We start from the raw sequence: 19,417 nt of genomic DNA on the forward strand, positions 1-19,417 counted from the left end.
CAATTGACCGCGCGTTCGACCCGGTTTTCGCGTCCGGGCGACTTGCCGGGCGTGGCGCTTAGCGGGTGTTCGCCGCGCTTCATTTCAGGTAGCATCGTCGCATGAGCGAAACCGAGACCTTGTTTGCGGCCCTGCGTCAGTCGTCGGACGAAGCCGTTGTCGGCATGCTCGAACGCATGGTGCGGGATGCCCCGGATCATGCCTTGAACAAGATCAACGCGCTTGATCTTGCACGCACCGAGGGCGTCGACGAAGATCGCGTCATCGCAGCCCTTCTGAATGCGGTGGGGCTCGGCATGTTCGAAATGACATGGAACGTGATGTGCCCGAGCTGCGCCGGCGTTCTTTCCGCCAACAAAAGCCTGAAGACGGTTAATAGCGCGCAGTACAATTGCGCTTTTTGCGCCGCGGGTTACGAGACGACGCTCGATCATCTGGTCGAGGTGACCTTCACGGTGAGCCCGCGCGTGCGAAAGATCGCAGCTCACAGTCCGGACCAGCTGCCCGCAGCCGAATATTATCGCCAGATCTTCTGGAGTTCGGCGATCGATCTTCCGGCCGATCTGGAGAAGCTGCTGGAGGAGGTCACGCTCGAAATTGTCGACCTGCCGGCCGGCGAAAGGGCCATTCTTTCCTTGCAGGTGCCGCAGGGCATCTTGATCGTGTTCGATCCCGTGACGCATGCGGCCCAGTTCCTTGACGTCAGCGGCGAAGAGACCAGCGAGCGCCAGAACCTGTCGGTGATCTTCAACAAGCTCCAGGTTCCCGTCGACACCGTTACCCTGCGCCCCGGGCCGCTGCGCCTGGCCTTGGACAATCGCACCGACAGTCGCGTCTTGCCGGCGGTATGGGTCGCGAACCCGGCGCTGGACGACCTCTTGAAGCGACGCAAGTCCGTTCTGACGGCAATGCGTCTTCTCACCAATCAGACCTTCCGCGATATCTACCGCACCGATACGCTCGCGATCGGCCAGCGCATCAAGATCCTGAGCCTGACTTTCCTGTTCAGCGATCTCAAGGATTCCACCGGGCTCTATGAGCGCGTCGGCGACCTCACAGCGTTCGATCTCGTCAACGAGCATTTCAGGCTACTGCAGGAAATTATCGCGTCCGAACGGGGAGCGATCGTGAAGACCATTGGCGATGCCGTCATGGCGACGTTCGAGACGCCGGACCGCGCCATTGCCGCGGCGATCCGGATGCGCGAGGCGATGAGCGATCTCGGCGCCGAGCGTCAGCACCAGAGCCTGCGCCTGAAAATGGGCATTCACGAAGGATCATGCCTTGCGGTCACACTCAATGGCCAGCAGGACTATTTTGGCCAGACGGTCAATATCGCCTCGCGGGTCCAGGGGCTTGCTGCCTCACGCTCGATCGTGGTGACAGAATCGGTGGTGGAAAACTCACTTACCCGCGCGCTGCTCGAAACCAGCGGGCTCAAGCCCACGCCAAGGCGCGTGGCGTTGAGCGGCATCGCCGACAAGGTGTCGGTCTACGAGATTTCCTGACAGGGCTGGCTGTTCGCCTTACGCGCTGAAATCCTGTGACACAATCACCACACCCAAACCGAATTGCGCTGCGGCAGCCGGACCCGATCACATCCGGCCACGCTTCCGCCCGGATTCGGTCCCGCGATTGCCCCGTGTTGGTTTTCGGCTTGGGCTGGGGCGCGAGCGGGGGATTGCAACATGCCTTCCATTGGCTGCACCGGTACTTCGTGCGTCACAGGCCGTGCTCGATTTGAAGGGCCACTCATCACGGCAGCGCAGGCGGGGAAATTCATACGGCTGCTGGCTGTCATGCTGGGAGCGGCATCGCTTGCGGCCTGCGCGCAGTCCTCGGTCGTCTCCCAGAAATATGAAGCTCGCGCCGTCAGGCAGGCGTCGCTCGACCAGGATCGAGCGACATCCTCCATGATGAAGCGGCGCGTGGCCGCCGCGAGAAAGCACACCGCGTCGCGCAGGACCGCCGGCGGCACCAAGACGGCATCGCATGGAGTTGCGAGCTTCTACACCGAAGGCACGAAGACCGCGAGCGGGGAAAAGTTCAACACGCTCGACATGACCGCGGCTCATCCGACGTTGCCGTTCGGCACCAAGTTGCGCGTGACCGATGTTGCGAGCGGCCGGTCCGTGACGGTACGGGTCAATGACCGCGGTCCCTACGTTCAGGGGCGCGTTGTCGATGTCTCCTATTCCGCGGCCGACGCGCTGGGAATGGTGGGGAAGGGCGTTGCAAAGGTAAAGCTCGACGTGGTGGAGTAGCCGTAGGGCGGATTACGCTTGCGCTAATCCGCCCTACGGGCCTCGAATTTACGCTTGGGATTCGCGAGCCCCTCGGCGCTCTCGACGATGCGCATTTCTTCGGTGCCGCTGATAGCGGTGCGTTCCAGCACCGCGAAGATGGCGGAGGCGGCGTGGCCGAGCGCTGCCGGTGTGTCGGCGCCGCGGAGGCGGGCGGCGACGAAGAGCGCAGCGAAGAGATCGCCGGTGCCGTTCGGGCTGATCGGAAGTTTTGGCGTGCGTACGCGCCAGGCGTCGTTGCGCTCGATGGCGAGCGTCTCGATCTCGCCGCTTGGCGTATCTGATAGCTCGGCGCTGGTGATGACGACCGTCGAGGGGCCTCGCGCCATCAACGCGCGCGCCGCCGCGATCGCCTGATCGCTTGTCGTGACCTTCGTGTCGCACAGCCACTCGAACTCGAAATGATTGGGCGTAATGATATCGGCGAGCGGACAGAGATGGTCGCGCACCAGCGGCGGAATATCGTTGCGAACAAACAGGCCGCGGTCGCGATCACCTAGCACGGGATCGCAGCAATAGCGCAGCGCAGGATTTTTCGCCTTGGCGCGTGCGACGAAATCGCCGACCACCTCGGCGTTGCCGGCGGAGCCGAGATAGCCCGACAAGACCATCTGCGCGCTATCTACTGCGCCGCGTTCCTCGATCCCGCGCAGCAGATCCGCGACGAGCTCTGTCTCCAGCACGCGGCCGCGGAGGGTCGGATAACCCGGCCGGTTGCTCAAGAGCGTTGTCGGCACCGCCACGACGTCGATCCCGTGCATCTGCATCGGAAACACCGCGGCGCTGTTGCCGACATGGCCGAAGGCGACCTGCGACTGAATCGAAATCACGTTCATGAGACGAGTTCTGGGAATTGATCGAATGAGGGAAGCGGAACCCTCGCAAGTTAACACATTGGTTATTTCTTTGCGGGCATTTTCACGGTCTCGTCAAACAAAGAGGCACCATGTCTGACATCACCATTCCCGGCGGGCGGATTCGTTCTTTCGTTGAGCGCATCGAGAACCTGGACACTGAATTGCAGGAGTTGAACGAGCAGAAGAAGGAAGTCTTTTCGGAGGCCAAGGGCGAGGGATTTGACGTCAAGATCCTCAAGGAGATCGTCAAGCTGAGGAAGCAGGACCAGGACGAGCGCGACGAGCGTGAAAGCCTGCTCGATCTCTACATGCGCGCGATGGAAACCGCGCCGCCGGAAAAGGCTGCGAAAGCGGCGTGATGCAAAACAGAGAGTAGGGCGGGTTAGCGTCAGCGTAACCCGCGGACTAGCCGCGAGCGGAGCGGCGGATTACGCTGACGCTAATCCGCCCTACGCGTATGCCTCCGTCATTGCGAGCCAACGGGTCGCGCGAATGCGCGCCCGATGACAGGCTCCGCGAAGCAATCCATCTGTCCACGTGCGGGACCATGGATGCTTCGCTGCGCGCATGACGTGGAGAGAGTCTTGTGTCGTAACTTCTTTGCGGTATCTGCGCGCAAAGACGAAGCAACGCGTTGTTAAGACTTGGCCCGCGCTGATTTGCGCGATTCCGATTCGTTCTTTGCGAACAAAATGGAGTCGGATGGAGAACAAATGACACGCGGCATCAAAACACCGGCTCGCCGATCGCGACTTCGCTGCGCGGGACGAGCACGATCACATTGCCATCAGCATCCTTTGCGCCGAGGATCAAGAGCTCGGATGTGAAGCCTGCGATGTTTTTCGGTGCGAAATTGCAGACACATACGACCAGCGAACCGAGCAGCGCGGCCGGCTCATAGTTCGTCACTTGCGCGCTCGACCACATGATCCTGTCAGCCCCGACGTCGACGGCGATCTTCAAGGACGGATTGCGCGCGCGGGAAAACGGTTGCACGTCCACGACTTTGCCGATGCGGATATCGAGGCGGGCGAAATCGTCGTAGGTAGCCTGGGGTTTTGGAGATGGCATGTGGTGGGCTCGGTTGGCAGGCTGGATGTGGGACGGTCGAATGAGCGTCACGAATTTTCGTATCGCAGCTTGCTTGTAGCCCAAATCATCGATCTGTCGCGAGAAGGGCACTGCGCGTTCAAGATGAGAGAGCGGAGTTCGTGGCTTACCCCTCTCCCCAACCTTCCCCCGCAAGGGGAGAGGGAGCCTAACCTGCGTGCTCACCTCACAAGCGTGCTTATCTCACGGGCTAGCATGCTCATCTTACGTGCGCGCCCTCCGTCGGCGTCGTCAGGGACGCAGCGAATGAAGGGTTCCCTCTTCCCTTGCGGAGAAGGCTAGGAGAGGGGTGCCGCTTGCTCCGCTGGCAGATGCAGCTTCTCCTGACGCTGCGCAATCTCAAGCGGCAGATTGCGCTGGCTCGCGCACCGTTCAGCTTTTGCCCGGGGGTCAGTGTTTCCTGCGGTAAGGATTCCCCGGATGTCGCTCCGCTCATCCGGGCTACCTGCCGGCGACCCGAAAAAATCCAGCGAACCTTCACGGCGCTTCCTGCGACCAGCGCGCGGTTCCGCTCATTTGTTATCGCATGTGTGCATTGCAACATAAACTATTGCGGCGCAGCAAATGACCAATTAACCGCGTATTTCAAGCTATTAAGGAGAACTGACGTGAACAAGATTTCCCTGTCCATCGCTGCCGCCGCCATGATCGCGATGTCGGCCGCGTCTGGCGCTGTCGCCGCCGAGTTGCCGACCTATGAGAGGGCAGGCTTGCCGGTCTCGGCCGTGCAGGTTCAGGTGCTTGGCGCTGAAAATGTCCAGGAAGCGGCGCCGGTCGCCACGTCTGCTACGCCCGTTCAGCTCAGCGTCCTGAACTCGCGGAGCAAGATCACGACCGCGCAAGGCCGCAGCGAAACCACTGGCCGCGCCGTCCAGTGATGCCAACTGTTTGATCGGCGCTTGAGCCGGCGTCTGCAAAAGCTCGCGATGTCCTCGCGGGCTTTTTTCGTGGTTGCAGGGCGCATTAGCGATAGTGTATGCGCCGACCGAGGAGCGGCGGATGTCGCTAACCCGCCCTACGAAAATATGCAGGCCTGTCGCGATCAGCGGGCTTTGCAGCACCTCCCGCACCCCATAAGCTGAAGTCAGCCGAACGCGCCCCGCCTCTGGCCACGATGACCGGAGGAAAGGAGAACAGAACAGCAGCAAAGCTGCGACGCGGCGTGTGGCCTTGCAGGGGAGGACACCGATGCCGCTACCCGTGGACCGCCGTCGCGCGCTCGCGCTCTTTGGCTCTCTTGCTGCCGCTCCATGGCTTGTGCCGCGCCCCGGCCGCGCCGCTGAGGCCTGGCCGATCCGGCCCGTGAAATATGTCAACGGCTTTCCGGCCGGCGGCGCCACTGACACGCTCTCTCGCCTGCTCTGCCAGAAAATGAGCGAACTGTCCGGCCAGTCCTTCGTGGTCGAGAACAAGGCCGGCGCCGGCGGTGTGATCGGCGCGGACGCGGTCGCAAAAGCGCCGGCGGATGGCTACACGATCGGACTCGGCGGCATCGCCTCCAACGTGCTCGCGATCGGCAGCTATGCGAAGCTCCCGTATCGTCCGCGCGAGGATTTCACCTTCATCTCCGGCATGTGGCAATTGCCGAACATCCTGAGCGCGAAGAAGGACCTGTTCTCCGCAGACCTGAAGGAATTGCTCGCGGCGTTCAAGAAAGAGCCGGGCAAATACACCTACGCCTCCGCCGGCTTCGGCACCACACTGCATCTCTCCGGCGAGATGTTGAACAGCATGGCCGGCGTCCAGGTCCGCCACGTTCCCTATCGCGGCGCAGCTCCAGCGCTGAACGATCTGCTCGGCGGCAATGTCGATCTGTTGTTCGACAATTTGCCGGGCTCGCTGCCGAGCGTGCGTTCCGGCGCGATCAGGCCGGTCGCAGTCACTGCGAAGCAGCGGATCAAGGAGCTTCCCGACGTGCCCGCGATCGCCGAACTGTTGCCCGGCTACGAGATGACCTCATGGACCGCGCTGATCGGCCCCGCCAACATGCCGCCCGACCTCGTCGCGCAAATCAACGCGCTCACCGCCAAGGCCCTGAACGACCCCTGGCTGAAACAGCGTTACGCCGATCTGGGCGCCACTACCTGGCCGACGACGCCGCAGGAGATATCAGCCTATCGCGACAGCGAGGAAGCGCGGCTGCTGCCGATCATAAAGGCGGCGGGGATCAAACCGGAGGGCGGCGGGTGAGGGTGTAGCGTAGCACGCATGAGCGAAGCGATATGCGGGTGCATGTTGTGTTCAGCCGATAGACCAGCCCCGGATGTCGCTGCGCTCATCCGGGCTACGGTTGAGGAGCCCGCGAAGCGGGAACCATCGCGAAATGCCCCAACTGCCGAAATTTCATGCTGTTCCGCAATCTCTGGTGTCGGAACACATTACCCTGCTGCTCGTTCTTACCGGCGCAACAGCTCAACGCGTTCGACAGGAGTGTCCATGCGAAATGTCATTCTTCCAATTGTCACTGCCTTGGCGCTTGGCGCAGCGACACCTGCCGCCGCCTTCGATTCCGGTGACCAGATCTCAATGGAGACCGCGCTCGACGTCGCGACCGGTCTCGGCGTCATGACGGTGTCCTATACCCAGTTCCTCGGCGATCAGTGGGAGATCAAAGGCCGCGACCGCGCCGGGCGCTGGCTGGAAGTCTATGTCGATTCGCGAACCGGCGAGGTGCGCCACCTCAATCGCGGATGGTAGCCGCGTTCTCATCCGAAATCGGCGAGTACGAGAGCGCGTAGCCCGCATGAGCAAAGCGATATGCGGGGCAAGATGTGACTGGCATAAAGTGATCCCGGATGTTGTGGGGCTTGTCATCGGGCGCGCATTCGCGCGACCCGTTGACTCATCCGGGGCTACGTTTGCTAACGCCACATGCTGCGCATGCGCTCGCGAATATCCACCTGCACGCTCTGACTTGGCGTCGAGCGTGCCGCCGGGGTTGCCGCTGGCCATATCTGCCGATCGAACAGCTTCACCAGGTGATCCGGTATGAAACGCGTCCGGGACGCGTAGACATGCCGGTCGCCGCGCGCCTGCTGACCGTGCACGAAGAAGCGCTGCGGCACAATCAGATGCAGATCGTCCTTGGCGCGCGTCATCGCGACGTACAGAAGGCGTCGCTCTTCTTCGAGTTCAGCCGTCGTGCCGGCGCCCAGGTCAGACGGCATGCAGCCGTCGACAACGTTCAAGGTGAATACCGACTTCCATTCCTGCCCCTTTGCGGAGTGAATGGTGGACAGGATCAGATAGTCTTCGTCTCGCAGGGGTGGCCCTGAGCGATCGCTGGTCGCGTCAGGCGGATCGAGCGTGAGCTCGGTCAGAAAGCGCTCGCGGGAAGGATAGCCAGAGGCGATCTGCTCGAGCTGCAGCAGGTCGGCCAGCCGCACCTCGGCATCGTCGTGGATGCGCTCCAGGTGCGGGGTGTACCACAGCCTGATACATTCGATGTCGGACGGCCATTCCGAATAGCGCAGATCAGTAAGCGTTTCGACAAAGGCGGTCCAATCCTGGCCGGCCCGGGGAGGCGTGGGAAGCGCTGCGAGCGCGGAGATCGGATCGGCCATGACAGTGGTTTGATCGAGAATGCGCTGGGCCGACGCTGGCCCGATGCCCGGCAACAGGTGAAGCACGCGGAATCCGGCAACCCGGTCCCGCGGGTTCTCAACGAATTTGAGGAGCGCCAGCACATCCTTGACGTGGGCGGCGTCCAGGAACTTCAAGCCGCCGAACTTGACGAAGGGAATATTGCGCCGCGTCAGCTCGACTTCCAGCGGGCCGCTGTGTGATGACGTCCGGAACAGAACAGCCTGCTCCTTGAGCCGCAATCCTTGTTCGCGGTTCGACAGCACCTGCTCGACGATGTAGCGCGCCTGGTCGGCCTCATCGCGCACGGTGACCAGACGCGGCAGCTGAGCCGAATGGCGCTCGGTCCAGAGGTTCTTGGTGAACCGTTCTCTGGCAAGTCCAATCACGCCATTGGCGGCGGCCAGAATCGGCTGCGTGGAGCGATAGTTGCGGTCGAGCGTGACGATCTCTGCCCTGGGGCTGAAGTGATCGGGAAAATCCAGAATGTTCCTGACGGTGGCCGCGCGAAACGAATATATGGATTGGGCATCGTCCCCCACGACTGTAAGACCGCGTCCATCCGGCTTGAGCGCCAAGAGGATCGTCGCCTGCAGCCGATTGGTGTCTTGGTATTCGTCGACCATGACATGATCGAACCGGCCGCCGATCTCCTGCGCGATGGCGGGCTCGGATGCCATCTGCGCCCACCACAACAGCAGATCGTCATAGTCGAGGACGTTCTGCCTCTGCTTGGCCTCGACATATTCAGCGAACAGTTGCTTGAGCTCATCAGCCCATCCCGAACACCATGGATAGTGCTGTGCGAGCACCGTCGCGATCGGCATCTGCGCGTTCACGCAACGGGAATAGATCGCAAGGCATGTGCCCTTGGTGGGAAAACGACCCTCGGCCTTTGAAAATCCGAGCTCGTGGCGCACCAGGTTAAGTAGATCCGCCGAATCCTCGCGATCGTGGATCGTGAAGGCCGGATCGACGCCGATGCGTTCAGCGTATTCGCGCAGCAGCCGCGCCCCGATGCCATGAAAAGTCCCCGCCCAGGTCAGCGCATCCGTCATGACGCCGGCCTTATCGCCGAGGACGCGGCGCGCGATGCGTTCGACACGCTGCGTCATCTCGGAGGCGGCGCGGCGTGAAAACGTCATCAGCAGCATGCGGCGCGGGTCGGCGCCCTTGATGATGAGGTGGGCAACCCGGTGCGCGAGCGTGTTGGTCTTGCCGGATCCCGCGCCGGCAATGACCAGAAGCGGCGAGCCGATGGTTCCATCCGGGGCGATGCCGTGCTCGACGGCCCGGCGTTGCTCCGGATTGAGGCTTTCCAGATATTGAGCGGTATTTTCAGCGAGCACGAATCACCCCATGTCGATCCGAAGGTCGACCGATTCGCATGTGGTCGCAACGGCGAATGTCCGCTTTGTCTCGTTGTCCGGCAAACGCATTGTTAAGGATTGGCTCGCGCTGATTTGCACTGATATGATTCGTTCCTTGCGAACAAAATGGAGTCGGATGGAGAACAAAGCTGTGGTGCTGCTTGTCTCCCTGCTTCAGGTGCGTTTCGGCTGGCGGTATGATCAGCGGGCCGAGCAGGGCGCGAATTCATGGCGAAGAAAACGGGCAAGCTGAAATCGCGGCAGACGGTCCTCGTGATCGACATCGGCGGTTCGCGCGTGAAAGTCATGACCAACACTGAGCGAGTCCGGCGCGCGTTTGCGTCCGGTCCCGAGCTATCAGCGAAAGTGATGGTGAGGAAGGTGAAGGCGCTGACGAAAGACTGGTCCTATGACGTCGTCGCGGTCGGATATCCCGGACCTGTAGTCAACAACCGGCCCTTGTCGGACCCGCACAATCTCGGTCAGGGGTGGGCCGGTTTCAATTTCGAAAAGGCCTTCGGCCGCCCGACCAAGGTCGTCAACGATGCGCTGATGCAGGCGATCGGCAGTTACCAGGGCGGCCGGATGCTGTTCTTAGGGCTAGGCACGGGTCTTGGCTCCGCGATGATCGTGGACGGCATTCTGGAGCCGATGGAGCTGGCGCACCTGCCGTACCGCCACGGCAAGACGTTCGAGCAATATGTCGGCGCCGCAGCCCTCAAGCGCGTTGGCAGGAAGAAATGGCAACGCGCGGTCGATGACGTCATCAAGCGCCTGCTCGCCGCACTGGAGCCGGATTACATCATGCTGGGCGGCGGCAACGCCGGCAAGGTCGACAAGCTGCCGCGCAAAGTCCGCCTCGGCGCCAACACCAACGCGTTCGAGGGTGGATTTCGGCTGTGGAAGAAGGGGGCGGTTAGGCCGGCCGGTGTGCGGCGGTAGAGAATGCCGTCCCGGCGGATATCGGTACCCACACCCAAAATATCGCTTGTAGTGATTCGCTTAGTCACGGCCTTTCGCAATCGAGCAGGGGCGCACCCTCACCAAGTTATGCATGGGCTTGGCGCGCGCCTTGTCCAATTCGATAAGCTCGACTTTGAGAGCGCAGCGAAACCAGCGCATTGGTCCTGGTGCAGACCGCTCTGACTGGGTCCATCGGCAGGAACTTGGTTGAACGCCTCTCGTTTATACCATCCAGCCCACGTCAGTTTGGAGCTGCGCCTGAAATGTGGACGGTAGATCCCCCAGATCCCATCAACATCGCACTCAAGCTTGCGAGCTTCGGGCTGTTGATTCTGATTGCCACCGTGTACTGGCGTGCATACGGCCCCGCCAATTTTCTTTGGTTATCTGACATCGGGCTGCTTCTCACGGTTGGCGCAATTGTCCTGGAAAGCCGCATGCTTGCGAGCATGGCAGCGGTTGGCGTGCTTGCGCTCGAGCTCGCATGGAGTGCGGACTTTGTGTCAGGAGGTCGGCTTCTCGGGCTCGCGAGCTACATGTTCGATGAAGCGTTGCCGCTGCACTTGAGGGCTCTGTCGCTCTTTCATCTCGCCGTGCCGCTCGCCGTTGTTTGGCTGCTTTACCGATTTGGCTATGATCCTCGCGCGTTGGGTCTGCAGACGGCCGTTACCTGGGCCGCTCTGATCATGAGCTATGCCCTGACCGAGCCGGCGAAGAACATCAACTGGGTCTTCGGCCCCGGGCGTGAGCCACAGCAGACAATCGCGCCACTCGCCTATTTCGCGATCGAGATGGTCGTGATCCCGGTTTTGGTCCTGTTTCCCACTCACCTCCTCCTGAAGTGGATGTTTCCCGTCAGCAATTAATACACCGCAGGGCCCAGACACAAAATCGCGAAAACAACCCCATGCAAAGTAGCGAGCGAAGGGCGGATGAGCCAATGGGTCGCGCCAATGCGCGCCCAGCGATGAGCGCAATTGCGCTTGCGCCGTGATGACAGGCTCCGCGAAATCCGCGGCGGTGCTCGGGTTGTCCCGGATATCGCTGCGCTCATCCGGGCTACTCGCCCTTCGTCATTGTCGCCATATTGCGCTCAGCTGAGTTCTTGGGCGAGTCCGATGAGTAGCCCTTCAGGCCCGCGGATGTAGCAGAGCCGATACGCGTCTTTATACTGGACTACTTCGCCTACGAGCTGCGCGCCGCGATTGCGGAGCCTTTCAAGCGTCTCGTCGATGTCGTCCACGGCGAACATGACGCGGAGGTAGCCCAGGGCGTTGACCGGGGCGTTGCGGTGATCTGCGACGACAGGCGGCGTGAGGAAGCGGGAGAGCTCGAGCCGGCTGTGGCCGTCCGGCGTGCGCATCATGGCAATCTCGACGCGCTGATCGCCCAGTCCAGTGACACGTCCGGCCCATTCTCCTTCGATCGTGGCCCGCCCTTCGAGCTCAAGGCCGAGCTCGCGAAAGAAATCAATCGTCCCTCCGAGGTCTTCGACGACGATTCCTACGTTGTCCATCCGCTTGAGCGCCATGTTTCCAATCTCCAAGGTGTCGCCTTGCAAGTAAGGCGGGTTAGCGAAGCGTAACCCGCCGACTTGGTTACTTGGAATGGCGGATTACGCTGGAGCCTGTCATCTCGGCGCGAGCGCAAGTGCGCTCGTCGCTAACCGCGCCTTGCGCGGACCCGGTGGGCTAGTCCGCCCTACGCTTGCCAGGCGAGCAGGCGGCCTGCGGCGGCGCGCCCGTCAGCCCTGCATGGGCGTGGGTTGAACAGGGGTGCAGGCCAAGTTAAGCGTCCGCAATGAACCAGCCGACCAGCGGCGGCGATGCTCCAGCCCAAAAACCTGACGCGAAGCCGGCCCTGCTTGGGGTTGCGTGCGGCGCTGGTGCGGCGCTGTTCTGGGCGCTCGGCTTTGTCGCGACCCGGCACGGGCTCAGGATCGGCTTCACGCCGCCGGACCTGCTGATGCACCGCTTCGTGTGGTCGGGGCTGGTATTCCTGCCGCTCGTGCTTCGCGCAGGCATTGCCGATCTCGGCGGCATCGGATGGGGCCGCGGACTGGTGCTGATGGTGCTGGGCGGACCTGTGATGTCGCTCATCAGTTATACCGGCTTCCTGTTCGTGCCGCTCGGCCATGGCAGCGTCATCCAGCCTTCCAGCGCGACGCTCGGCGGCCTGCTGCTGGCCGCGCTGTTCTTGCGCGAGCGGGTGCCGCCCTCGCGCGTAGCGGGGGCGGTCGTCATCGTCGGCGGGCTTGCGGTGATCGGCGCCGAGTCGATCGGCCATATCGGCGCCGATGGCGTGCTAGGCGATTTGCTGTTCGTGATGACCGGAATGATGTTCGCCGTGTTCGGCACGCTGCTGCGCCATTGGCGCGTCTCCGCGTTCTCGGCCGCCACGGTCATCAGTGTGGTGTCGCTCGCGCTGCTGCCGCTCTATGCGGCGTTTGGCGGGTTTGCCCGCGTGGCGGCGCTGGGCGTTGGCGAAAACGCGCTGCAGGCGCTGGCGCAAGGCATCCTGGCCGGCCCCGCCGCGCTGTATCTGTTCGCATTCTCGGTCCAGACCATCGGCGTCGCCCGCGCCGCGGTGTTTCCCGCGACTGTGCCAGCGCTGACGATCCTCGCAGGCTGGCTCCTGCTCGGCGAGCCCCCGACCGCGCTGCAGGCGGCGGGAATGGTCACGGTGCTGTTCGGCTTCTATCTGGCGCAAAGGCAGCGGTGAAGTGTGTGATCGGGATTAGGTGACAGTGCACTAAACTGCACCTCGCCATCGGCAGATTAAGTGCACTGTCACCGCAATTCGAATACGCCCTGCGATGCCGCGTGCGTGCCGCGCCATGGAACCCAAGGGCAACGGTAGCTCGTTCCTCTTGGCATCGGCCGTACGTCGCCGAAGATTTTCCGCCTGAGATTTTTTGATCAGGCACCCAGCATTTGGTTTGGGTATACAATTGATGCCGGTTGCCCCACTACAGGAGGTAAGCCATGAACAGGCTCTATACTCTCGCGTCGGTTGGGTTCTGCGTAGCTTCGGCAGCTCTCACCACCACGTCGGCATTGGCTTTTCCCACCGAGGAAGTCCCGAAGACCGAACCAGAGTACATCGCCAAGGTGAAGACCGCTGCTCCGGCGTCGGTCGTGAACAACGCGACGATCACCATGCCGCAGCCGGATGGATCTTCCAAGACGATCCAAACCGGATCGAACGGCTTCACTTGCTTTATCGGAAAGGACGGAACGCCCGAATGCGATGACGAGAACGCCATGGAATGGCGCAAAGCTCTGCAGGCCAAACAGGACCCGCCGAACAAGATTGGCTTGATTTTCATGCTGGCCGGTGACACCGGCACGAGCAATCATGATCCTGCCGAACGACACACGCACAAGCATTGGGTCCAGACCGGGCCGCATGTGATGATCGTTGGCGGCGCAGCACGCGAGATGCTCAGTCCCTATCCGCGCGATCTGGATGTCAAGGACCCGACGCAGCCCTACGTGATGTTCCCTGGAAAACCCAGCGAGCATCTGATGATCCCGGTACACTCGGAACCAATTACGACGGGCAGTGCGCGGTAATGCGCGTCAGCTCCGCCGTGCCCGAGACCAGCGGCACGGCGGGCGCGCGAACACGAAGCAAACGCATTGTTAAGAATTGGCTCGCGCTGATTTGCGCTGATACGATTCGTTCTTTGCGAACAGAATGGAGTCGGATGGAGAACAAAGCTGCGTCCGCGTAACACGCGGCGTCAAAAGATCCGCGACTACGGCGACAGTGGATCCAATTCGCCGTTAGGCACCTATGCGGCTTTGCTAGTGACTCCATTTTCGGAGTTAAGTGCACTGGACTGCACCCCTGAAGTGAGACACGGTAATTGCAGCGAGCGTAGCCCGAATGAGCGCAGCGATATCCGGGGGAGATGCGAGAGTAGTCCCGGATGTCGCTTCGCTCATCCGGGCTACTTGCTAAACAGCACTTCGCCTTCGGCAGATTAAGTGTACTGTCATCGTAATTTCCATACCGCCACGGCAAGACGTTCGAGCAATACGTCGGCGCCGCAGCCCTCAAGGGCGTTGGCAGGCAACGCGCGGTCGATGACGTCATCAAGCGTCTGCTCGCTGCACTGGAGCCGGATTACATCATGCTGGGCGGCGGAAACGCCGGCAAAGTCGACAAGCTGCCGCGCAAGGTCCGCTCGGCGCCAACACCAACGCGTTCGAGGGCGGATTTCGACTGTGGAAGAAAGCGGGCGGTCAAAGCGGCCGGTGTGCGGCAGTAGGCGGCGTCACCAAGTAGGGCGGGTTAGCGAAGCGTAACCCGCCGATCCGGTCGCTGAGAACGGCGGATTACGCCTTCGGCTCATCCGCCCTAGAATTGCTGGCATATACCTGGACGCGTCTCAGCACTGAGACTTAGATAAACAGGTCATCGTGATGCGCGCCATGCACGCTCAGGAGCTTCACAACGCTGCCGCCACTCAGCGTCAATACAGTGTCGAGTACACCGTCCTCATTGACGTCACGTTCGCCAACCTCTTGGACCGACGCTCCATGCTCGAGCCGGATTTGATCGACGCCGATTTCGAAGTCGGTGACAAGATCCTTGCCGCCGCCTTTCCCGAAAACGAAAGTGTCGGCATCAGCGCCGCCACTCAGCCAATCGTTTCCCTTGCCTCCGGCAACGAGATCCTCACCATCTCCTCCGCTCAGGCGATCGTTTGCAGCGCCACCATATAGACGGTCATCCCCTGCCGCCCCATTTAAGGTGTCGTTGCCCCGTCCAGTCCTGAAAACGTCATTTCCTGCAAACCCAGAACTGAAGTCGTCCCAACGGCTCTCCGTCTGGTGGCTAGTGGAAAGGCCCATGTCTTGCATGATGGCAAGGTCGATGTTGTCGACATAGTATCGCTGGCCGAAGAAGAAACCCGCATTTCCCTGCATCAAGGCAAGATCGAGCTGGTCCGCGGATTCGTGACCGTAATGTGTGTACGTATTCTCGTCCGCGTCGGAGCCTGAGAGAGGCACGGGTCCGCCGTAAAGCTGTTCGACGGCCGCGCCCGCAAAGAACGGGAGCCCGCCCTCGAAGATGACGTGGCTATCATAGACACTGGCCGTGGTCCCGGTGAGTTCACCGTTCTTTTCGCCGAACCCATTCATACCGAGAACATGGCCGAACTCGTGCATGAATAGGCTAACGCCATCGTTCTTGTCCAAGGGGACGGGGAGGTTTCTAGAAAATGGCCTCGGATCGAGCCAAATAAAGTTGGACAGGTACTCCGCCCCAACAGTTATGAACGCGTCGGGAGCATCGCCATTGAGATCGATTCCGGTAAGCAACTCATGCTGAACGCCTTCCCTGACCAGTATTTTGCCGTCGACTTGGCCGATTGCAATATTTGTCGCGCTGGCGGAGGCTGCCCCGAAGTCCGGCCTCGGATCGATGATCAACTGGACATCGATCGACCCAGCGCCGCTGATGTAGTGCGCCCAATTGGCAATGGCTGCATCGAGGTTCTTCAGGAGAGCTTTTTGCTGACCGCCCGCGAGATTATCTGGATCGCTGATCTCAATTGAATAATCAAAACCGAGTGCCATGAATACCTCCCTAAAGATGCGTCAATTACAAATCTCCACAATGCGTTATTGACCCCGGCACCGCCACTCGCACTGAGCCGACCTTCGAGCTTGGGCCAGCCGCGCGCCTCCGTCTATACAGAAGAGAGCATAGTCCGCGTCGTGGTGCCCACTAATCCGCTTCTGGAGCTGGGCGATCGTATCGCGGGAAGTCGCCCTTAGTTCTCGTGAAAAGCCAGAGCTCCAGGAGCAGGTGCAGCAGCGAGTAGGGTGGGTTAGCGTAAGCGTAACCCGCCGACTTGGTCACTTGGACTGGCGGATTACGCCTTCGGCTAATCCGCCCTTCGCTTGCTGACGACACTCGCCGGCTGGCTCCTGCTCGGCGAACCCCCGACCGCGCTGCAGGCGGCGGGATTGGTCACGGTGCTGTTCGGCTTCTATCTGGCGCAAAGGCAGCGGTGAGGGGAAACCCTTGAGCCTGAACGAGAGGAGGCCTCGCAGCGACAAAGGTTTATCGAGTTGGCGAGAAAGCATGCCGGCAAGTCCGAAAAGGAAATCGCTGCCATGGCGACCGAAATGACAAGGCTTCGGCTCTTTGCCGCCCTCGGGCCGTTTCTTGCCTGGCTCTACTGCATCGCGTTTCTCGCCGCCCGGACTGACGGGCCGATTTTCGAGGATGGGCGGTATTGGCTGCCGTCGTTCATGGTCTGCTACGCGTTCTCGATCCTTCCCATGCTCTTTACGGCGTGGGTGGACCGCCGATTGTCAGACAGATGGTGGCGTTCACTCGCCCGTGGCCTGGCGGGCTTCGGAATCGCTTTCGTCCTGTACTACGGCCTCACGCACGAGGGCCCCTCGGCGGCCGAGCATGCGAAGATCTTCCAGCAGGACTGGTTCTATGTGGCACTTGTGTGGGCGTTACCCGCCGTTGTCTGTTCGTGGGTAATGGGAATGATGAACCGTAAGGAGGGCGTGGATGCGTGATAACGCCCACTGTCACCGCAACTACCGTGTCTCACTTCAGGGTGCAGTCCAGCACTGTCACCGTAATTAATCTAGGTTTTGTGATGGACCGAAGTTTTTTCGGATAACGGGGAGACTGTTTGAGCTGGCTTAGGGCGTAACCGCAACGGGCCGACAAGGGTACGAGAATATGCGTCCAGAAGGAGGCCAGGCATTGCAGCGGCTAGGGAGACGCGGACTGCGTTGTCACCAATCTTGAGCTACTCACGTAACCAATCCTTTCGATATGAATTGGTCAAGTGCTTTGATAGTGAGTCGGCGAAGGATATCTGCCAATTCTTTGCGGTGTACGATAAGCGGTCAAGCCAATAGATTGTGTCGTAATAATAAGTCGCTCGGCCATGAAGCTGATCAAGGAGCTTCTTGCGTTCACTCGTACGCGTCACTGCAAAGATCTTCAATACCATACCCTTTCTAATGTCGGCGCTATCCTCATTCAGAAGTTCAAGCCATTCATTTCGCAACGCCAAGATCTGATCATCGTCCAAGAGCTGAATTATCTTAGCTCGGGTAGGCTTGCTCAATGAGCTGTCAAGCGCTAGCCGATGGGGTTCACTAGAAAGTTTGACTGCTAGAGAAAGTAAACCATTCGCATTCCCCCAGGATTTCTCGTAGAGGCTTATCACCGTTGTTGCATCCGAGGAGACGCCGTTCTTGCCCAAGAACTCTCCAACTAGCGGAGCTAACGTGTAGTCTGCATTCCTTATTAGAGGTTCAATGAGCGGGCGATCACTTGCCGTACCATATTTTGCTATGGCTCCAACGGCTGCCCTCAGATACTCGCCCCGAATGAAGTCATTTAGTCCCTCACGCTCATAGGTCTCAACTTGATTTCGACCGAACTCGCCTCCGCCTAGCCGCTCGATAGCTGCATCTGAGGACTTCCTTTGCAGCGAGGCAAAATTGTCTGCAATGTCGGCTCGCAATTGAGATGCGAAACTCTGAAAGTATTTCTGGGCAAGCGCGGAATAAGCCAAGCGACCTTCGGGACCAAACCAATCTATCTTCTTTCGCAATTCGGATTCAGGCAGCCATTTGAGGGCTTCGACAATCAATCCGTCTGCCTCGCGCGATGCCGAGCCTCCAACAGCGGCCGCGAGGCCTGTTGGCTTGACAACTGATCTAATTTTCTCAAAGCTGGGGCTTTCACCAAGTGCAATTGCCGCTTCGATGCCGAGCCGCTGCACGGCAACGTCCGCATCTGCCAGCAACAACCCTGCAACCTGCTTCGTAATTACCTTACGTCTGTTGAGCTCGATCGCTGCGATCTTGCGCACTGTCGCAAGTGGGTGCGACAAAACCAGTTGGACTCTCGTCGTGTCCAACTTTCCGATTAGCTTTGTAATGACCGTATCTGAGTGCTTATGGTCGCTTGCGAGCAGCGCATCGCACGCTTGGGCCGGATCGAGTCTCGCCTGCACCGACAAGAGGGCATCCTCGGCGGCCAATCTCACCTCATTAGAGGCGATTGCCTTGGCCTCTTCAGCGAACCATCGATCGGATGATGAACCAAGGACTTCGAGCCAGCGAAGTCCTTCGATTAAGGTACCTTCATGCTTTGACCGGAGTAGGCTCGTAAAGAGGTTTCGCCGATCGCTTGCTTTTGGAACAAGCTTCAGTTCGCGGACTATACGCAAGGCGCCGGTTGCCACTGCCTCGGTGTCGTCGGTTGCCGCGATATGAACGAGAATATCTTTGAAGCCCGCATAAGGGCGTGTCCAAGCCCAGCCGGGTATCGTTTGCGTTTGATCCGCGATCATTGACTTGGTTAAGTGTAACCATTCACTTTTGGTCGGCCGAATTTCAGACCGAAATCGAAAAATCAGGTTGGCTTGGTGAGCTCCAAGCAGCTCATCCCTCATCTGGGCTGCTTGAAATGTTGAGGTCAACAACATCAGGCGAGCCAAGGCGGGCTCGTCGAGAGTTCTAGGTTCAAACTTGCCTAGCGCACCTTCCTTTATCGCGTCGGCGATCCCTTCAACTGAATCGATAGCTTGCTGCGAAGACGGACCGATGCTTTTGCTTCCACTTTCCAGGGAGACATTATTGCGAGGCGCTTGATCTTCGGCTCGTGCGGGCGAAGAGGATGGATTAGAATGCTCTGTCTTAGGCGCAGCGAGCGTTACTAAGTAATGTGAAAGTCGCTTTCTGAACTCTTGTGTCCATTCATCCGTACTGCCAAATTGCTTGTAAAAGAGCTTCTGTTCCTCGCGGATGCGCTGCCGAAACGCCAAGACGAGCTTAGTTTGATCGCCAGGGTCCCGCTCCAGCTTTGGATCAATGTCCTTCAGGAAAAGCCAGATTTCCGGCTGGCCGTCACGAGCCCAGCGTGCTCTGGCGAGTGCGAGCTCTTCTTCAAATCCGGATTGATACTCGCTCTCCCCCGGTGGATGTCCCCATCTCTCCCAAAGCAAGCCAACGAAGAGATCGCATTGATTGACTTCTTCATTTATTTGGCTTTGCGGGCGCACGGCTCCGATTGGAGTATCCTCCCAACCGTAAAGCTCGATACGCCAGCCTAATGGTCTGCCAATTGAGCTATTCAGCTCGTCGATCACGGACCTGGCGATCCGCCGTTCCTCGGCGAGATCACCAGGCGAAGCGAGAAAAACATTCAGCGCCTGCAGTTGGCTATGCAC

At 60.1% G+C, this 19,417-nt stretch carries 18 protein-coding genes; 12 read left to right on the forward strand and 6 right to left on the reverse strand.

Going from position 1 to position 19,417, the window contains the following annotated elements; all coding sequences use genetic code 11:
- Positions 1-101 precede the first annotated feature (101 nt).
- The gene (locus J6524_RS01370; protein WP_225668425.1) at positions 102-1,508 is read left to right on the forward strand and encodes an adenylate/guanylate cyclase domain-containing protein; all 1,407 of its coding nucleotides are present in this window, start codon (positions 102-104) and stop codon (positions 1,506-1,508) included.
- A gap of 291 nt (positions 1,509-1,799) precedes the next feature.
- Positions 1,800-2,264: a septal ring lytic transglycosylase RlpA family protein gene (locus J6524_RS01375; RefSeq protein ID WP_225668426.1), complete on the forward strand. Its 465-nt coding sequence runs from the start codon at positions 1,800-1,802 to the stop codon at positions 2,262-2,264.
- Between the two features lie 23 nt (positions 2,265-2,287).
- Here the strand turns inward: J6524_RS01375 and pdxY are convergent, their stop codons facing one another.
- On the reverse strand, positions 2,288-3,139 hold the full coding sequence (gene pdxY, locus J6524_RS01380) for a pyridoxal kinase PdxY (RefSeq protein ID WP_225668427.1): 852 nt from the start codon (positions 3,137-3,139) through the stop codon (positions 2,288-2,290).
- A 110-nt stretch (positions 3,140-3,249) separates the two neighbouring features.
- Here pdxY and J6524_RS01385 point away from each other — a divergent pair, with 110 nt between their 5' ends.
- Positions 3,250-3,519 (forward strand): DUF2312 domain-containing protein, encoded by a 270-nt coding sequence (locus J6524_RS01385; protein ID WP_225668428.1) that lies wholly within the window; start codon positions 3,250-3,252, stop codon positions 3,517-3,519.
- Between the two features lie 367 nt (positions 3,520-3,886).
- Here J6524_RS01385 and J6524_RS01390 read toward each other — a convergent pair whose 3' ends face one another.
- Complete coding sequence (locus J6524_RS01390; RefSeq protein ID WP_225668429.1) at positions 3,887-4,231, reverse strand: tRNA-binding protein; 345 nt, start codon at positions 4,229-4,231, stop codon at positions 3,887-3,889.
- Positions 4,232-4,878: 647 nt separating this feature from the next.
- Between J6524_RS01390 and J6524_RS01395 the strand changes: the two genes are divergently transcribed.
- The 3 genes from J6524_RS01395 to J6524_RS01405 all read left to right on the forward strand — a co-directional run bounded on the left by J6524_RS01395 (position 4,879) and on the right by J6524_RS01405 (position 6,967).
- The gene (locus J6524_RS01395; RefSeq protein WP_225668430.1) at positions 4,879-5,148 is read left to right on the forward strand and encodes a hypothetical protein; all 270 of its coding nucleotides are present in this window, start codon (positions 4,879-4,881) and stop codon (positions 5,146-5,148) included.
- Positions 5,149-5,458: 310 nt separating this feature from the next.
- On the forward strand, positions 5,459-6,460 hold the full coding sequence (locus J6524_RS01400; RefSeq protein ID WP_225668431.1) for a Bug family tripartite tricarboxylate transporter substrate binding protein: 1,002 nt from the start codon (positions 5,459-5,461) through the stop codon (positions 6,458-6,460).
- 246 nt (positions 6,461-6,706) lie between these two features.
- A complete protein-coding gene (locus tag J6524_RS01405; RefSeq protein WP_225668432.1) occupies positions 6,707-6,967 on the forward strand; it encodes a PepSY domain-containing protein in 261 nt (86 codons plus the stop codon).
- A 164-nt stretch (positions 6,968-7,131) separates the two neighbouring features.
- Here the strand turns inward: J6524_RS01405 and J6524_RS01410 are convergent, their stop codons facing one another.
- The gene (locus tag J6524_RS01410) at positions 7,132-9,201 is read right to left on the reverse strand and encodes an ATP-dependent helicase (protein ID WP_225668434.1); all 2,070 of its coding nucleotides are present in this window, start codon (positions 9,199-9,201) and stop codon (positions 7,132-7,134) included.
- 10 nt (positions 9,202-9,211) lie between these two features.
- On the opposite strand from J6524_RS01410, the gene J6524_RS01415 reads away from it, so the two are divergent.
- The 3 genes from J6524_RS01415 (at position 9,212) to J6524_RS01425 (ending at position 11,051) form a co-directional block, all read left to right on the forward strand.
- A complete protein-coding gene (locus tag J6524_RS01415) occupies positions 9,212-9,475 on the forward strand; it encodes a hypothetical protein (RefSeq protein WP_225668435.1) in 264 nt (87 codons plus the stop codon).
- A complete protein-coding gene (locus tag J6524_RS01420; protein ID WP_225668437.1) occupies positions 9,451-10,164 on the forward strand; it encodes an ROK family protein in 714 nt (237 codons plus the stop codon). Before J6524_RS01415 ends, J6524_RS01420 begins: the two co-directional genes overlap by 25 nt.
- Positions 10,165-10,388: 224 nt before the next feature.
- Positions 10,389-11,051, forward strand: coding sequence for a hypothetical protein (locus J6524_RS01425; protein ID WP_225668439.1), 663 nt, complete (start codon positions 10,389-10,391; stop codon positions 11,049-11,051).
- Between the two features lie 227 nt (positions 11,052-11,278).
- Here J6524_RS01425 and J6524_RS01430 read toward each other — a convergent pair whose 3' ends face one another.
- Positions 11,279-11,716 (reverse strand): VOC family protein, encoded by a 438-nt coding sequence (locus J6524_RS01430; RefSeq protein WP_225668441.1) that lies wholly within the window; start codon positions 11,714-11,716, stop codon positions 11,279-11,281.
- 269 nt (positions 11,717-11,985) lie between these two features.
- Between J6524_RS01430 and J6524_RS01435 the strand changes: the two genes are divergently transcribed.
- Positions 11,986-12,906: a DMT family transporter gene (locus J6524_RS01435; RefSeq protein WP_225668443.1), complete on the forward strand. Its 921-nt coding sequence runs from the start codon at positions 11,986-11,988 to the stop codon at positions 12,904-12,906.
- 263 nt (positions 12,907-13,169) lie between these two features.
- A complete protein-coding gene (locus J6524_RS01440) occupies positions 13,170-13,760 on the forward strand; it encodes a hypothetical protein (protein WP_225668444.1) in 591 nt (196 codons plus the stop codon).
- Between the two features lie 834 nt (positions 13,761-14,594).
- Here the strand turns inward: J6524_RS01440 and J6524_RS01445 are convergent.
- Positions 14,595-15,776, reverse strand: a complete 1,182-nt coding sequence (locus tag J6524_RS01445) for a hypothetical protein (RefSeq protein ID WP_225668446.1) — start codon at positions 15,774-15,776, stop codon at positions 14,595-14,597.
- A 543-nt stretch (positions 15,777-16,319) separates the two neighbouring features.
- On the opposite strand from J6524_RS01445, the gene J6524_RS01450 reads away from it, so the two are divergent.
- Positions 16,320-16,739, forward strand: coding sequence for a hypothetical protein (locus tag J6524_RS01450; RefSeq protein ID WP_225668448.1), 420 nt, complete (start codon positions 16,320-16,322; stop codon positions 16,737-16,739).
- A gap of 239 nt (positions 16,740-16,978) precedes the next feature.
- On the opposite strand, the gene J6524_RS01455 is transcribed toward J6524_RS01450, so the two are convergent.
- Positions 16,979-19,417: a DUF4062 domain-containing protein gene (locus J6524_RS01455; protein ID WP_225668449.1), complete on the reverse strand. Its 2,439-nt coding sequence runs from the start codon at positions 19,415-19,417 to the stop codon at positions 16,979-16,981.

The sequence above is a fragment of the Bradyrhizobium hereditatis genome, from assembly GCF_020329435.1.
GTDB lineage: Bacteria > Pseudomonadota > Alphaproteobacteria > Rhizobiales > Xanthobacteraceae > Bradyrhizobium > Bradyrhizobium hereditatis.

What these genes read in the sequence shown, in the direction of transcription:
- J6524_RS01400 (WP_225668431.1), top strand. Translation starts at nt 5,459, where the DNA reads ATGCCGCTACCCGTGGACCGCCGTCGCGCGCTCGCGCTCTTTGGCTCT.
- J6524_RS01370 (WP_225668425.1), top strand. Translation starts at nt 102, where the DNA reads ATGAGCGAAACCGAGACCTTGTTTGCGGCCCTGCGTCAGTCGTCGGAC.
- J6524_RS01420 (WP_225668437.1), top strand. Translation starts at nt 9,451, where the DNA reads ATGGCGAAGAAAACGGGCAAGCTGAAATCGCGGCAGACGGTCCTCGTG.
- J6524_RS01430 (WP_225668441.1), bottom strand. Translation starts at nt 11,716, where the DNA reads ATGGCGCTCAAGCGGATGGACAACGTAGGAATCGTCGTCGAAGACCTC.
- J6524_RS01390 (WP_225668429.1), bottom strand. Translation starts at nt 4,231, where the DNA reads ATGCCATCTCCAAAACCCCAGGCTACCTACGACGATTTCGCCCGCCTC.
- J6524_RS01375 (WP_225668426.1), top strand. Translation starts at nt 1,800, where the DNA reads ATGCTGGGAGCGGCATCGCTTGCGGCCTGCGCGCAGTCCTCGGTCGTC.
- pdxY (WP_225668427.1), bottom strand. Translation starts at nt 3,139, where the DNA reads ATGAACGTGATTTCGATTCAGTCGCAGGTCGCCTTCGGCCATGTCGGC.
- J6524_RS01415 (WP_225668435.1), top strand. Translation starts at nt 9,212, where the DNA reads ATGTCGATCCGAAGGTCGACCGATTCGCATGTGGTCGCAACGGCGAAT.
- J6524_RS01440 (WP_225668444.1), top strand. Translation starts at nt 13,170, where the DNA reads ATGAACAGGCTCTATACTCTCGCGTCGGTTGGGTTCTGCGTAGCTTCG.
- J6524_RS01405 (WP_225668432.1), top strand. Translation starts at nt 6,707, where the DNA reads ATGCGAAATGTCATTCTTCCAATTGTCACTGCCTTGGCGCTTGGCGCA.
- J6524_RS01445 (WP_225668446.1), bottom strand. Translation starts at nt 15,776, where the DNA reads ATGGCACTCGGTTTTGATTATTCAATTGAGATCAGCGATCCAGATAAT.
- J6524_RS01385 (WP_225668428.1), top strand. Translation starts at nt 3,250, where the DNA reads ATGTCTGACATCACCATTCCCGGCGGGCGGATTCGTTCTTTCGTTGAG.
- J6524_RS01450 (WP_225668448.1), top strand. Translation starts at nt 16,320, where the DNA reads ATGGCGACCGAAATGACAAGGCTTCGGCTCTTTGCCGCCCTCGGGCCG.
- J6524_RS01435 (WP_225668443.1), top strand. Translation starts at nt 11,986, where the DNA reads ATGAACCAGCCGACCAGCGGCGGCGATGCTCCAGCCCAAAAACCTGAC.